Here is a 13,692-nt window from a genome sequence, read left to right as displayed (position 1 = left end):
GCCGACGCAGCTACCCCACACGACCTGGGAAAACAGAAAACCTGTGGATAACTTTTCCCCTGTGGATAACTACTCCGGCAGGCGCAGGTCCGGCTTCTCCAGCTCTTCGATGTTCACGTCCTTGAACGTGATCACCCGAACATGCTTGACGAACCGGGCCGGGCGGTACATATCCCACACCCAGGCATCGCTCATCCGCACTTCGAAATACACCTCGCCGTCGGCGTTCTGTGGGCGCAGTTCGACCGAATTGGCCAGGTAGAAGCGCCGTTCGGTCTCCACCACGTACGAGAACTGGCCGACGATGTCCTTGTACTCGCGGTACAACGACAGTTCCATCTCGGTTTCGTACTTCTCGAGGTCCTCAGCACTCATCGGGTGGGACGTCCTCCTGCTAGCAGCGCCGCGTTCATTGTTGTCATCATCGCGCATGCGCCGCGCGGGTAGCCACTCGGCTACCTCCGGGCACCTCGAGCTCGCGCACATTCCGCCAGGAACGGCGGTGTTCAGTACTGGGTCCGAGCTCCCGCAGGGCAGCGGTGTGCTCGGGCGTGTTGTAGCCCTTGTGCGCGGCGAAACCGTAGCCGGGTAGCTGCGCGTCCAACTCGACCATCATCCGATCCCTGGTCACTTTCGCCAGGATGCTCGCCGCGGCGATACAGGCCGCGGTACCGTCGCCGCCGATCACCGGCAGCGAGGGCGCGGGCAGGCCGGGCACCTTGAATCCGTCGGTCAGCACGTAACCGGGAGTGCGTTCCAAGCCGACCACCGCGCGTCGCATGCCTTCGATATTGGCCACGTGGATGCCGATCGCGTCGATCTCCCACGCCGGCACCACCACCACGCTCCACGCCAACGACAACCGCTGCACTACCGGGAACAGCTCCTCACGCGCGGCCTCGGTGAGTTTCTTGGAGTCGTCCAGGCCTGCCAGCTTGTCGTACGCCTTGGGCGCCAGCAGGCACGCGGCCACCACCAGGGGACCCGCACACGGTCCACGGCCCGCCTCGTCGACACCGGCCACCGGCGCGAGGCCACCGCGCACCAGTGCTGCCTCGAGCGTGCGTAGTCCGCTCGCTCGACGCATCACCACCCGCGGCGGCCAGCTGGTCCGATCCTGCCCCACAGTTCGATTGTCCTTCTCGCGGTTAGTTCTCTTGCGCGTTCTGGGTCTTGACCGGGCCGATCCGGCTGGGTGGCCAGATCTTGAACACCGTCTTGCCGCGGACGTTGTCCACCGGCACCGTGCCCTGTAGATCGTCGCTGACGTGCGCGCGCGAATCGGCGGACTCGTTGCGGTTGTCGCCCATCACCCACAGGTGGCCTTCGGGCACCTTGACCGGCCCGAACATCCGCCCCGCCGGGTACACGGCGTTGGGCCGATCGGCGGACCAGGGGTAATCCTTCTTGATGTACGGCTCGTCGAGCGGTTTGCCGTCGACCATGACCCGGCCCTGCTTGTCGCAGCACTGCACGGTCTGCCCGCCGACCGCGATCACGCGCTTGACCAGGTCGTTCTCATCCGGCGGGACCAGCCCGAAGTAGGAAAGGAAATTCTGCACCCCGCGCACGGCGGCATTGTCCGAACGCACCGACTTGTAGTGCCCGTTCCACGACGGCGGCCCGACGAAGACCACCACGTCACCGGGTCCGGGTTCGGAACCGTAGTAGCTGATCTTCTGCACGTAGATGCGATCACCGATCTGCAGCGTGTTCTCCATCGACTGCGACGGGATCACATACGGCCGACCGACGAAGGTCACCATCAACGCGGCGATCACCGCGGCGATCACCACCAGTATCGGCAGCTCCTGCCAGAACGGGCGCTGCTTCTTGTCGCCGCGCTTCTTCCGGCGCCGCCCACCTTCGTCATTTGAATCGGACACCGACACCGACCCACTTTCGTCTGCCACGCCGAACAGAGTAGCCCGGCACCCTGACGTGAGTCGGGTGCCGGGCTACCTGAAGAAATCTGGTACTGCGAAGTGCTACTGCGAGATCAGCGCTTTTCCTTGATCTTGGCAGCCTTACCGCGCAGGTCGCGCAGGTAGTAGAGCTTCGCGCGACGCACGTCACCGCGGGTCACGACATCGACGTGGTCGATGTTGGGGCTGTGCACGGGGAAGGTGCGCTCGACACCGACACCGAAGGACACCTTGCGGACCGTGAAGGTCTCGCCGATGCCGCCGCCCTGACGTCGGATGACGACGCCCTTGAAGACCTGGATGCGCTCCTTCGAGCCTTCGATGACCTTCACGTGCACGTTCAGGGTGTCGCCCGCGCGGAACGCGGGGATGTCGCTGCGCAGCGACTTCTCGTCGACGAAATCGAGGGTGTTCATTTTCCACCTTTTCGGATTCTTTGCGTGAACAGAGGAACCTGGCGGCACTCGCGCGCTCGACCGGTTCGTGCTCAGAACAGGAGTGCTCTCGGACATGACTGCTCCAAGGCAACCGGTTCATTGTGCCAGACCGGGTAGCCGCGACTGAAATCGGGGCTTATTCCTGGTCAGGCTGGTCGGCGTCGGTGCGGCGACGCGGCAGCAGGTGCGGGTGCGGCAGCGGTGCGGGCGGTGCGGCGACCACAGTACGGGCCAACACGGCCTCCGCGGCCGAGCGTGCGTGTTCGACGTCGGGTTTGCCCGCGATCAGGTCCTGGACGAAGATCTTCGCGCGAATGACCGGTCGACGGTAGCGCCGCTCCCGCGCGATCGCCCGGCTCATGGTCTTGGGCCGGTTGCCGTACCGCCAGCGCGCCCACGGTGCACCGGGCCTGCTCAAACGCACCGCCCCGACCAGCAGCAGCGGGGTGAAGAACATGCCGAACAGCCCGGTCCAGATCTTGCCCTTGGCGATCACCGCCGCGGCCAACACCAGATTCACCACGACCGTGATCGCCACGCCCACCCGCACCCCGACACCGCGCGACCGCCGGAAGTCGTCGTAGTCCAGGAACGTGGCGGGTTGCACACCCAGCAGCAGCAGGCCGGTCACCGCGAGCGCGACGAACACCGCGTCCACCGAGGTGCGGCCCTGTTCGGACCAGTACACGTCCCGCAGGTAGAAGATCAGCGCGAACTCGTCCAGCACCAGCGCGGCACCGATGCCGAAGAACGCCGACAGCACGCTCGAGGTGATCTGGGTGGAGTCCTCGGCGGTGGCGATCAGTCCGATGCCCGACAGCAGCACGGTGATCACGCCGAACACCATGTGGTGGATGTGGGTGTCGCCGGCTTTCACATTGCCCGGCCACCAGCGCACGTTGGCGCGGATCATCCGCACGCTGATCCGGATCACCACGAAGCCGAGAATGAACCCCAGCAGAAAGCACAGCAGGGGCAGGCGGCCATGCGCGATCACCTCGTGTTCGAGCCACCGTCGCATGTCGCCCGCCCTGTCGTGGAGTGCAGTGTTGTGGTCGTGCGGTCCCTACTTCTTGCCGAAACCGGCCGCGCGCAACGCGTCCGCCATCGAGCCGCTCGGTGGCGCCGCGGGGGTGCGCTGGTTGCCACCGCCGCTGCCCTGTTTACGAGCCGGCGCCTGCCCGCGACCCTGACCGCCTTGCCCACGACCCTGACCACCCGGTCCACGACCCTGACCGCGCGGCGCACCGCCACCACGATTGTCCCCCTGCGCGGGCTTACCCGGTTCGTCATCCAGCCGCAGCGTCAACCCGATCCGCTGACGAGCGATATCGACCTCGAGCACCTTCACCTTCACCACGTCACCGGACTTCACCACTTCACGCGGGTCCTTGACGAAGTTGTGCGACAGCGCCGACACGTGCACGAGGCCGTCCTGGTGCACGCCGACATCGACGAACGCACCGAACGCGGCGACATTGGTGACCACGCCTTCCAGCACCATCCCCGGTTTCAGATCGGCGACCTTCTCGATCCCCGCGGCGAATTCGGCGGTCTTGAATTCCGGACGCGGGTCCAGACCCGGCTTCTCCAACTCGGCGATGATGTCGCTGACCGTGGGCACACCGAACTTCTCATCGGTGAAGTCGGCGGGCTTCAGCGCGCGCAACGTGCTGGTGTTGCCGATGACCTCCGACATTTCCCGACCGGTGTGCTCGAGAATGCGGCGCACCACCGGGTAGGCCTCGGGGTGCACGGCGGAGGTGTCGAGGGGATCGACGCCGCCACGAATGCGCAGGAAGCCCGCGCACTGTTCGAAAGCTTTGGGACCCAAGCGCGGAACCGCCAGCAGTGCTTTGCGACTGTTGAACGGCCCGTTCTGATCACGGTGCGCCACAATGCTTTCCGCGACCGACCCGGACACGCCCGACACCCGCGACAGCAGCGGCACCGAGGCGGTGTTGACGTCGACGCCGACCGCGTTCACCGCGTCTTCGACCACCGCGCCCAGCGAGCGTGCCAGCAGCGTCTCGGAGATGTCGTGCTGGTACTGGCCGACGCCGATCGACTTGGGATCGATCTTCACCAGTTCGGCGAGCGGGTCCTGCAATCGTCGCGCGATGGAGACCGCGCCGCGCAGTGACACGTCCATATCGGGCAGTTCGGCCGACGCGTAGGCGGAGGCGGAATACACCGAGGCGCCCGCTTCGGACACCACGATCTTGGTGGGCTTGTTCTCCGGGATGCGCGAAATCAGTTCCACGGCAAGGGCATCGGTCTCGCGCGAGGCGGTGCCGTTGCCGATGGCGATGAGCTCCACGTTGAACCGGGCGACCAGCGCGGCCAGCACTGCGAGGGATTTCTCGGTTTGCCCCTGCGGCTTGTGCGGGTAGATGACCTCGGTCGCGACGGCCTTTCCGGTGGCGTCGACGACGGCGACCTTCACACCGGTGCGGTAACCGGGGTCCAGACCCATGGTGGTGCGCGTGCCCGCGGGCGCGGCCAGCAGCAGGTCGCGCAGGTTCGCGGCGAACACGTCGACCGCGTCGCGTTCCGCCGCCTGACGCAACCGCATCCTGGTGTCGATACCGAGACTGACCTGCAGTTTGGTGCGCCAGGCCCACCGCACGGTGTCCAGCAGCCAGGAATCGGCCGGGCGGCCCTTGTCGGCGATGCCGAAGGCAACCGCGATGCGACCCTCGTAGATCGTGCGCTCGCCGGGCTCCGGCTCATCGATATCGGCTTCCAGATGCAGCGTGAGCATCTCTTCCTTCTCCCCGCGCAGCAGCGCCAGGATCCGGTGCGAGGGCAGTTTGTGGAAGGGCTCGCTGAACTCGAAGTAGTCGGCGAACTTCGCGCCCGCTTCCTCCTTGCCCGCGCGCACCTTCGACGTGACCTGGCCGCGATTCCACATCAGCTCGCGCAGCTCACCGACCAGGTCGGCGTCTTCGGCGAAACGCTCGACCAGGATCGAGCGGGCACCGTCGAGCTGTTCGGCGGTGTAGCCGGCCGGGTCGGTGTTCGGGTCGCTGATCAGCGCGTCGGCCACGGGCTCGTGCCCGGCTTCGCGGGCGATCTGCGCCTTGGTCCGACGCTTGGGCTTGTACGGCAGGTAGATGTCTTCCAGGCGCGCCTTGGTCTCGGCGAGCATGAGCTGCGAATGCAGGGCGGGGTCGAGTTTGCCCTGGCCGCGGATGGATTCGATGATCGCGCCGCGCCGCTCGTCGAGCTCACGCAGGTAACCGAGGCGTTCCTCGAGCTGACGCAGCTGGGCGTCGTCGAGGCCGTCGGTGACCTCCTTGCGGTATCGCGCGATGAACGGAACCGTCGAACCGCCGTCGAGCAGTTCGACGGCAGCCCGAACCTGGGCCTCCCGCACTCCCAGTTCGTCGGCGATCCGCCTGCCCACGCTGGCGATGATGGTGGTGCTGTCGGCGATCTCAGGCGCTGTCGTCACAGCCGCAGAGACTACAGCGCCCCACCGACACCCGACATACCTCCAGGTCAGCGAACGGTGGTGACCTCGGGTTCGGTGATCGGCCGATCCAGCAGGGTGTCGCTGCGGTCGCGCAGGAACTTGTCGAACATCGCCGCGACGTACCCGCGCACCAGCGCGGCCATCCGATCCGGGTCGATGCTGCCGATATACGTCGACGCGGCGGGCCGGGCGACGGCGGGCACCAGCGACGGCATGTCGGTGAAGTCGTAATGCGCCGAATTCGCAATGGCCAGATGACGTTTCCAGCCCGTGGCCCGCTGCCAGAACGCGTCGAGCGACGGATTCGCGTCCCCGACTTCCTCGATCTGCGCACTGGTCAACACCAAGGTCGGCCGATCCACCCCCTCGGTGACCGCGCGCCCGAACGCCTCGTCCACCCCGATCTGCCCGTCCATGTCGACCGCGGCATCGATGCGTCGGTCCTGGTGCATGGCCTCGACCGCGGCGTACCCACCAGAGGAATGCCCGACGGCACCCACCCGGTCCATATCCAGCACACGGCCCAGATCCACTGGCAGAGCATCGGATTCGGCATCAGGGTTCGTCCCCGCGGCCAGCCCCGCGAGCGAATCCAGGACGAACCGGAAGTCCAGCGACCTTGTCGCGATGTACTTTTCGCGAAGGGCGGTATCGAAACCGTTCGGCGCCGCGGCGGGTTGCACGATCCGCCCGCCGGGGAACTCCACGGCCGGACCCGATTCGTAGGTGTGGTCGACCGTCACCACCACATAACCGCGCGAGGCCAGATCCTCGGCCAGCCCGGTCCCGAGCACCCGCGAGACACCGGCACCGGGCGTGTAGAGCACCACCGGATACTTGCCAGCGGCCTGCGCCGGCGCCTGCCGATGGGCGTGGGTCAGCGCGCCGGGAAGTTCGATGCCGAGCTTGCTCTCCAGCCCGGGAATCAACTCGGTCGACACGTAATGCGCACGCGGATAACGGCTTACATCGGTGGCCGGGTAGAACACCGACACCATCAATTCCCTGGACCGGTCCGGCTGGAACGGGTCCACCCGACCGGCATCGACCAGATGCAACGTGGTCGACCCCACCGGCAAGGCACCGCTGGGACTCGGCAGCACGCCGACACCACCGGGTCCCGCATCGGCGATGCTCGCACTGGTCGCAACCAGCGCGCAGACCGACATGGACACCACAGCCGCTCGACAGAACACCGTCTCCCCCATCACTATTCGCAACCGAGCTACGAACCGCCCGGCCGTCGCGAACACGCTAGCAAACCGCGTGACCGCCCGCGATAGATCGAAACATGGTGTGCCCCAGCGGTTCAGCCGAGCAGGTCTCTGGCCAGTTCACGCATCTGCGCCTTGCGGACCTTGCCGGTGACCGTCATCGGGAATTCGTCGACCAGGTGTACGTAGCGCGGGATCTTGTAGTGGGCGAGGCGGCCGGTGCAGAAGGCTCGCAGGGTGTCCGCGTCCAGTGCGGTGGCGCCGTCGCGCAGGCGGATCCAGACCATGAGTTCTTCGCCGTATTTGTCGTCGGGCACGCCGATGACCTGGGCGTCGACGATGTCGGGGTGGGTGTAGAGGAACTCTTCGATTTCGCGGGGGTAGATGTTCTCCCCGCCGCGGATGACCATGTCTTTGATGCGGCCGGTGACCGAGAGGTAGCCGTCGTCGTCCATCACGCCGATGTCGCCGGTGTGCATCCAGCGGTCGGCGTCGATGGCTTCGGCGGTCTTGTCCGGTTGGTCCCAGTAGCCCAGCATCACCGAGTACCCGCGAGTGCACAGTTCGCCGGGTTCGCCTCGCGGCAGGGTGCGTCCGTCGGCGGGGTCGATCACCTTCACCTCGAGGTGCGGGCCGACACGACCGACGGTGGCGGTACGGCGGTCGATGCTGTCGTCACGACGGGTCTGCGTGGACACGGGGCTGGTCTCGGTCATGCCGTAACAGATCGCGACCTCGCTCATTCCCAGCCGGTCGATCACCCTTTTCATCACCTCGACCGGACACGGCGAACCCGCCATGATCCCCGTGCGCAAACTCGACAGGTCGTAGTCGAGCCCGGCGTCCAGTTCGGCCAGCATGGCGATGAACATCGTGGGCACGCCGTAGAGCGAGGTGCACCGTTGCGCGGACACCGCGGCCAGCGTGGCGGCCGGATCGAACGAGGGCGCCGGAATCACCACGGCCGCACCGTGAGTGGTGGCCGCGAGGTTACCCATGACCATGCCGAAGCAGTGGTAATAGGGAACTGGCAGGCAGATGCGGTCGGCTTCGGTGTAGTCGCACAGTTCACCGACGAAGAAGCCGTTGTTGAGGATGTTGCGGTGACTCAAGGTCGCGCCCTTGGGGAAACCTGTTGTGCCCGAGGTGTACTGGATGTTGATCGCGTCATCGGCCGACAGCGTCGCGTCGATTTCGGCCAGCGCGACCGGGTCGGGGGTCGTGCGCGCCACGGCTTCCCATTCCAGGCTGCCGAGAATGAGCACCTGCTCGAGCTCAGGACATTCGGGGCGAACCTGCTCGATCATCGCCACATAGTCCGAACCCTTGAAATCCGGCGCCGCGATCAGCATCCGCACGCCGGAATGGCCGAGAACATAAGCGAGTTCGCTGGTGCGGTAGGCGGGGTTGATATTGACCAGGATCGCGCCGATCACCGCCGTCGCGTACTGCACCAGATACCACTGCGAGCAGTTCGGCGCCCAGATTCCCACCCGGTCTCCCGCGACGATCCCCCGCTGCGCCAGCCCGGTGGCCAGTGCGTCGATCGCGGCGGCGGCCTCGCGATAAGTCCAGGTGCGGCCGGTGATCTGGTCGACGAGCGCGTCGCGATCGGGGTGGGCGGCGGCGGTGCGCGCGTAGTTCGCGCCGATGGTGTCGGTGAGAAGTGCGATATCGGTGGGTCCGCGGCTGTAGCTGGCTTCGGGCATCAGCAGATCTCCTTGCCGCGCGGCAGGATCGGCCGCACGTCGACGGTGGTACCTCATAGAATGTGGCACACCGCACGCCCGAACCTCACCGAAAGCGGTGGCAGTGCTTCATTCCGAACGGAACCAGCAATCCTCGGATTGGACGCTCGCACAACGAATTACCCCGTGGGATACCCAAATGTCTTTGCCGCAAAACAAACTCGGGGCGCATGCTCCCCCGGTAGCGTCGGTCCGATGACGGAGCCTTTTCAACTGGCCGGCCTCTCACTGGACTGTGACGACCCCGAATCCCTCGCCCGCTTCTACCTCGGACTGCTGGGTGGGCGGGTCTTGTGGAACGACGCGCACAGCGTCGGAATCCGCATCCCGTCGGGCCTGACCCTGGCCGCGCAACGCGTGGAGGACTATTTTCCGCCGCAGTGGCCGGGCACCGCCGCGGTCCATCTGGACCTGGCCGCCGATGCCGATCTGGATCTGTGCGAACAGCACGCCCTCGCGATCGGCGCGAAACCCGCACCGGTACAACAGGATCCGCGCTGGCGGGTGCTGCTGGACCCGGCCGGGCACCCGTTCTGCATCACCACCCGCGTCATCGCGGGTTAGCTCACAGCAGGTCGGGGCGACGCTGCGCCGTGCGCTCCAGCGATTGCTCGCGGCGCCATGCGGCGATCTTGGCGTGGTCGCCCGACAGCAGGATCGGCGGCACGTCGAGCTCGCGCCATGACACCGGTCGCGTGTAACTCGGGCCTTCCAGCAGGCCGTCGGAGAACGAATCCTCTTGGTGCGACTGCTGATTGCCGAGCACGCCGGGAATCAGGCGCACCACGGCCTCGGTCATCACCAGCACCGCGGCCTCGCCGCCGATGAGCACGTAATCGCCGATGCTCACTTCTTCCACGCGCACGCGACGGGCGGCATCGTCGAACACACGCTGATCGATGCCCTCGTACCGTCCGCACGCGAAAACGAGGTGCTTCTCGGTGGCCCAACGCTGCGCGGTGGCCTGCGTGAACGGCACACCGGCGGGGGTGGGCACCACGAGCAGGGCGTCGTCAGGGCAGACCTCGTCGAGGGCGTCGCCCCACACGGTCGGCTTCATGACCATGCCGGGTCCACCGCCGTACGGCGAATCGTCGACCGATTTGTGCACGTCATGCGTCCAGTTGCGCAGGTCGTGCACCCCGACGGAGATCAGGCCCTTGTCGACAGCCTTGCCCAGCAGCGCGGTGCGCAGCGGCTCCAGATATTCCGGGAAGATCGTGACGACGTCGAGTTGCACGAATTACTCCGGATCGAGCAGGCCCTCGGGCGGGGTGATGACCACCAGTCCATCGGCGAGCGAAACCGTCGGCACGATGGCGGTGACAAAGGGAATGAGAATTTCGCGACCGTCGTCGGCGGCACGCACCGACAGCAGTTCGCCCGCGGCCGAATGCAGCACCTCGGTGACCGTGCCGACCAGCGTTCCGTCGGCGAACTCGACCCGAAGGCCTTCGAGTTCGTGGTCGTAGAAGGCGTCGTCATCGTCGGACGGCGGTAGATTTTCGCTGTCGACGACGAACAAAGTGCCGCGCAAGGTGTCGGCCATGGTCTTGTCATCGACACCGTCGACCGCGACCAGAAGTCGGCCCGAGTGTTCTCGGACCGACTTCACGGTGTAGTCGGTGATCGCCGAGCTGCGCGGCATTCTGCCGTGCAGCACAACGCCCGGCGCGAACCGGACCTCCGGCTCGTCGGTGCGAACATCGACGACGAGTTCGCCGCGCACGCCGTGCGACTTGGCGACCCGACCTACGACGAGTTCCATCTAGGCGTCGGTATCGACCACGTCGACCCGGATCCCACGGCCGCCGATGCCGGCGACCAGGGTGCGCAGCGCGGTCGCGGTACGACCACCGCGCCCGATCACCTTGCCCAGGTCCTCAGGATGGACATGCACCTCGACGGTGCGCCCGCGACGTCCGGTGAGCAGCTCGACACGGACGTCGTCGGGGTTGGCGACGATGCCGCGAACCAGATGTTCGACGGCATCGGCAACAACAGCAGTCATTACTCGGCAGCCTCGGTGACGGCTTCCTCAGCGACGGCCTCTTCCTTCTTGGCGGCCTTCTTCTTCGGGGTGACGGCCTCGGTGGTGGGCGCGTTGTCGGCGGCGGCGAGCGCGGCGTTGAACAGGTCCAGCTTGGAGGTCTTCGGGGCCTTGACCTTCAGGGTGCCCTCGGTGCCCGGCAGGCCCTTGAACTTCTGCCAGTCGCCGGTGATCTCCAGCAGACGCTGCACCGACTCGGTGGGCTGCGCGCCGACCGACAGCCAGTACGCGACGCGCTCGGCGTCGATCTCGATCAGCGAAGGCTCTTCCTTCGGGTGGTACAGGCCGATGGACTCGATGGCCCGGCCGTCGCGACGCGAACGCGCGTCGGCAACGACGACGCGGTACTGCGGGTTGCGGATCTTGCCGAGGCGAGTGAGCCGGATCTTGACAGACATGCTGTTCAGTCTTCTTTCAGTAGTTTGGTCACCACGCGATTCGGCGACCCACATGGGCTGCGGGTCCGGTTTCGCGCATGTCGTGCGTGACCGCCGCGCGGTACGTAACCGGAGACGGGCTGACACTTGTCCAGGAAGGACGAGACTTCATTCTGCCAGACGACCGAACCAGCCAGGAAATCGCCTCCGCTAACGCCGCGCAACTCAGCGGTGGCCGGTGACCGGGTTGGGGGTCTTCACCACTAGTCCACGCAGCACTACCCATTGTGGGTCGGTGAGCGATTGGGGGTTCGTGCGGGGGTCGTGGGCGTAGACGACGAAGTCGGCCGGGGCGCCTTCTTCGATGCTGGGGCGGCCGAGCCAGGTGCGGGCGTTCCAGGAGGCGGCGCCGAGGGCTTCGTGGGGGGATAGGCCCGCGCCGGTCAGGGCGGTGATTTCGTCGGCGATGCGGCCGTGGCGGATGGAGCCGCCTGCGTCGGTGCCCGCGTAGATCGGGATGCCTGCTTCGTGGGCTTTGCCGACGGTGTCGCGGACGCGGTGGTGTAGGTCGCGCATGTGGGCGGCGTAGGTGGGGAATTTGGTGGCACTGTCGGCGATGTCGGGGAAGGTGTCGATGTTGATCAAGGTGGGGACCAGGGCGGTGCCGTGGGCGGCCATGAGGGCGATGGTGTCGTCGGTGAGGCCGGTGCCGTGTTCGAGGCAGTCGATACCGGCGTTGATCAGGCCCGGCAGCGCGTCTTCGCCGAATACGTGCGCGGTGACGCGGGCACCGTTCGCGTGGGCGGCGTCGATGGCCTGTTTCAGGATGTCGTCACTCCACAGCGGCCGCAGGTCGCCGACAGAGCGGTCGATCCAGTCCCCCACGATCTTCACCCACCCGTCCCCGAACCGCGCCTGCTCGGCGACGATTTCGGGCAGGTCCCGCTCGTCGTCGAGTTCGATGCCGAGTTCGCGGATGTAGCGGCGAGGTCGCGCGATATGCCGTCCGGCGCGAATGATCCGCGGCAGGTCGACATGGTCGTCGATGAATCGCGTGTCGATCGGCGATCCGGCGTCGCGCAACAGCAGCGCACCGGCGTCGCGTTCGGTTTCGGCCTGTTCGATCGCGCCGTCGTGGGTCTCGCCGCCGCCGCCGTAGGTGATGCCGACGTGGCAGTGGGCATCGACCAGTCCCGGCACGATCCACCCTGCGCTACACAGGGTTTCGGCTCCGCGCACCGGCTCGAACGTCACGGTGCCGTCGACGACCCAGAGGTCGCGCTCCTCGTCACCGGGCAGAACCACACCACGCAGATGCACACGAACCTCCAGACGTCGGCTGAGTCCGAACCTACCGCGCGCGATCGGCGCACGCACGACCCCGAGGCTCACCACCGAGGAAGGAGGTCGCACCGGACAGAGCCGTGCACGTGCGGCCACCGGCAGGGTTCACGACCACGGCTGAACCCTCAGTCGCCCACCGGATCACCATCGAGAAAGACCCGCACCGCGGTGACGCGCGATCGCCCCCGGGCGAAGTCCACGAATGCCACGCCGTACGACGCGCCTACCCGAATACTCACGCTGACGGTGCGCCCGGCGGCGATCATCTTGTCCCACTCCATCTCTCGCGTGCGATCCAGAAACTCCGCCACCGAGCTCGGGGATCCGGCAGGCGATTCGACCACCGCCGACGCGTCGAGCAGTGCGTGTACGCCGGTCGAGTCGCCGGCAGCGGCCGCTTCGAACAGCTTGTGGACGACACGCTTGCCCGCCCCGCCCACGCCGGACAACGCCCCCATCATGCCCATCGCACCATGCACGCCCAGCTCCGCGACGAGCTGCGCCCCGAGCTTCGCACCCGCGCGCAGTCCCGACGTCCCTGTGCGCAACAGCCGCGTGATCATCACCCCCAACTCCCAGTGCGCGGCGAGCCGAGCGATCCGCCAGCCGCTGTCGGTGGCGACCAGGTCGTAGCGCAGATGCATCGGCACGCTGACGGTGGCGCCGGTCGACATCGTGGTCTCGATGAGCAGATCGCGCACCACCGTGTGCCCGGCGACCAGATCACGGTCGACGTGAAAGTCGATGGCGTTCGGCGCGATGAAGACGTTGTAGAACCGCGAGATCGCCTCGGCCCCGATATGCGCACGCGAGCCGTACGGGTCGTGCACCTCGGCGTTCTCGGCGAACAACCCGACCCAGGCGGCCTTGTCGTGCGCGGCGACCGCCCGCGGCGACTCCCGCACCGCCGCCAGCAGATCCTGCGCGGTCCGATCCAACGACATGCGGTCCATGCTAGAACGTGTTTCAGTTCTGCGTCGGCGATCGTGCGAGACGTCGAACCGGAAACGATGCTGTCCAGCCAGCAAGAAAGCCGTGGTGGGTGGCAGCACTCTGCCACCCCCCCCTGCTTTTTGCCGGTGAAGAATCCGGTTTTTGGGGACTTCCGCCGGGGGAGGG

The 13,692-nt window shown here is 66.6% G+C and carries 15 protein-coding genes; 1 reads left to right on the top strand and 14 read right to left on the bottom strand.

Features of this window, described 5'->3' with window-relative positions; translation table 11 throughout:
• Positions 1-69: 69 nt before the first annotated feature.
• The 8 genes from ACFWVD_RS05320 to ACFWVD_RS05285 all read right to left on the bottom strand — a co-directional run bounded on the left by ACFWVD_RS05320 (position 70) and on the right by ACFWVD_RS05285 (position 8,763).
• Positions 70-375, bottom strand: a complete 306-nt coding sequence (locus tag ACFWVD_RS05320; protein WP_011210678.1) for a DUF2469 domain-containing protein — start codon at positions 373-375, stop codon at positions 70-72.
• 46 nt (positions 376-421) lie between these two features.
• Positions 422-1,126 (bottom strand): ribonuclease HII, encoded by a 705-nt coding sequence (locus ACFWVD_RS05315; protein ID WP_379240696.1) that lies wholly within the window; start codon positions 1,124-1,126, stop codon positions 422-424.
• Positions 1,127-1,148: 22 nt separating this feature from the next.
• Entirely contained in the window at positions 1,149-1,913 is a 765-nt protein-coding gene (lepB, locus tag ACFWVD_RS05310; protein WP_379240695.1) for a signal peptidase I, read from the bottom strand.
• A gap of 86 nt (positions 1,914-1,999) precedes the next feature.
• Positions 2,000-2,341, bottom strand: a complete 342-nt coding sequence (gene rplS, locus ACFWVD_RS05305; RefSeq protein WP_379240694.1) for a 50S ribosomal protein L19 — start codon at positions 2,339-2,341, stop codon at positions 2,000-2,002.
• 157 nt (positions 2,342-2,498) lie between these two features.
• A complete protein-coding gene (locus tag ACFWVD_RS05300) occupies positions 2,499-3,383 on the bottom strand; it encodes a hypothetical protein (RefSeq protein WP_379240693.1) in 885 nt (294 codons plus the stop codon).
• 45 nt (positions 3,384-3,428) lie between these two features.
• Entirely contained in the window at positions 3,429-5,819 is a 2,391-nt protein-coding gene (locus ACFWVD_RS05295; protein ID WP_379240692.1) for a Tex family protein, read from the bottom strand.
• 47 nt (positions 5,820-5,866) lie between these two features.
• Positions 5,867-7,009, bottom strand: coding sequence for an alpha/beta hydrolase family protein (locus tag ACFWVD_RS05290; RefSeq protein ID WP_379240978.1), 1,143 nt, complete (start codon positions 7,007-7,009; stop codon positions 5,867-5,869).
• Positions 7,010-7,149: 140 nt separating this feature from the next.
• Complete coding sequence (locus ACFWVD_RS05285; RefSeq protein ID WP_379240691.1) at positions 7,150-8,763, bottom strand: AMP-binding protein; 1,614 nt, start codon at positions 8,761-8,763, stop codon at positions 7,150-7,152.
• Between the two features lie 234 nt (positions 8,764-8,997).
• Here ACFWVD_RS05285 and ACFWVD_RS05280 point away from each other — a divergent pair, with 234 nt between their 5' ends.
• Positions 8,998-9,366, top strand: coding sequence for a VOC family protein (locus ACFWVD_RS05280; RefSeq protein WP_379240690.1), 369 nt, complete (start codon positions 8,998-9,000; stop codon positions 9,364-9,366).
• A gap of 1 nt (position 9,367) precedes the next feature.
• Here the strand turns inward: ACFWVD_RS05280 and trmD are convergent, their stop codons facing one another.
• From trmD to ACFWVD_RS05250, 6 genes are all read right to left on the bottom strand, one after another.
• Positions 9,368-10,042, bottom strand: a complete 675-nt coding sequence (gene trmD / locus ACFWVD_RS05275) for a tRNA (guanosine(37)-N1)-methyltransferase TrmD (protein WP_379240689.1) — start codon at positions 10,040-10,042, stop codon at positions 9,368-9,370.
• Positions 10,043-10,045: 3 nt separating this feature from the next.
• Entirely contained in the window at positions 10,046-10,570 is a 525-nt protein-coding gene (rimM, locus tag ACFWVD_RS05270; protein WP_379240688.1) for a ribosome maturation factor RimM, read from the bottom strand.
• Positions 10,571-10,813, bottom strand: coding sequence for an RNA-binding protein (locus tag ACFWVD_RS05265; RefSeq protein WP_056811833.1), 243 nt, complete (start codon positions 10,811-10,813; stop codon positions 10,571-10,573). It abuts the gene before it with no gap.
• A complete protein-coding gene (gene rpsP, locus ACFWVD_RS05260) occupies positions 10,813-11,250 on the bottom strand; it encodes a 30S ribosomal protein S16 (protein WP_379240687.1) in 438 nt (145 codons plus the stop codon). The genes ACFWVD_RS05265 and rpsP overlap by 1 nt, the downstream gene beginning before the upstream one ends.
• A 204-nt stretch (positions 11,251-11,454) precedes the next feature.
• Positions 11,455-12,549 carry an amidohydrolase family protein gene (locus ACFWVD_RS05255; RefSeq protein WP_379240686.1) on the bottom strand — a complete coding sequence of 365 codons (1,095 nt, stop codon included), beginning with the start codon at positions 12,547-12,549 and terminating at the stop codon, positions 11,455-11,457.
• Between the two features lie 149 nt (positions 12,550-12,698).
• On the bottom strand, positions 12,699-13,517 hold the full coding sequence (locus ACFWVD_RS05250) for a nuclear transport factor 2 family protein (protein WP_379240685.1): 819 nt from the start codon (positions 13,515-13,517) through the stop codon (positions 12,699-12,701).
• Between the last annotated feature and the right edge of the window lie 175 nt (positions 13,518-13,692).

The organism is Nocardia sp. NPDC058666, assembly GCF_042714895.1.
GTDB lineage: Bacteria > Actinomycetota > Actinomycetes > Mycobacteriales > Mycobacteriaceae > Nocardia.
The sequence above is the reverse complement of the archived record's forward strand: the minus strand, read 5'-3'. Positions and strand labels throughout refer to the sequence as shown.

Bases quoted from the DNA above. Each gene is read 5' to 3' on its own strand.
- ACFWVD_RS05320 (WP_011210678.1), bottom strand. From the start codon at position 375: ATGAGTGCTGAGGACCTCGAGAAGTACGAAACCGAGATGGAACTGTCG.
- rplS (WP_379240694.1), bottom strand. From the start codon at position 2,341: ATGAACACCCTCGATTTCGTCGACGAGAAGTCGCTGCGCAGCGACATC.
- ACFWVD_RS05300 (WP_379240693.1), bottom strand. From the start codon at position 3,383: ATGCGACGGTGGCTCGAACACGAGGTGATCGCGCATGGCCGCCTGCCC.
- ACFWVD_RS05290 (WP_379240978.1), bottom strand. From the start codon at position 7,009: ATGTCGGTCTGCGCGCTGGTTGCGACCAGTGCGAGCATCGCCGATGCG.
- ACFWVD_RS05285 (WP_379240691.1), bottom strand. From the start codon at position 8,763: ATGCCCGAAGCCAGCTACAGCCGCGGACCCACCGATATCGCACTTCTC.
- ACFWVD_RS05280 (WP_379240690.1), top strand. From the start codon at position 8,998: ATGACGGAGCCTTTTCAACTGGCCGGCCTCTCACTGGACTGTGACGAC.
- rimM (WP_379240688.1), bottom strand. From the start codon at position 10,570: ATGGAACTCGTCGTAGGTCGGGTCGCCAAGTCGCACGGCGTGCGCGGC.
- ACFWVD_RS05265 (WP_056811833.1), bottom strand. From the start codon at position 10,813: ATGACTGCTGTTGTTGCCGATGCCGTCGAACATCTGGTTCGCGGCATC.
- rpsP (WP_379240687.1), bottom strand. From the start codon at position 11,250: ATGTCTGTCAAGATCCGGCTCACTCGCCTCGGCAAGATCCGCAACCCG.
- ACFWVD_RS05250 (WP_379240685.1), bottom strand. From the start codon at position 13,517: ATGTCGTTGGATCGGACCGCGCAGGATCTGCTGGCGGCGGTGCGGGAG.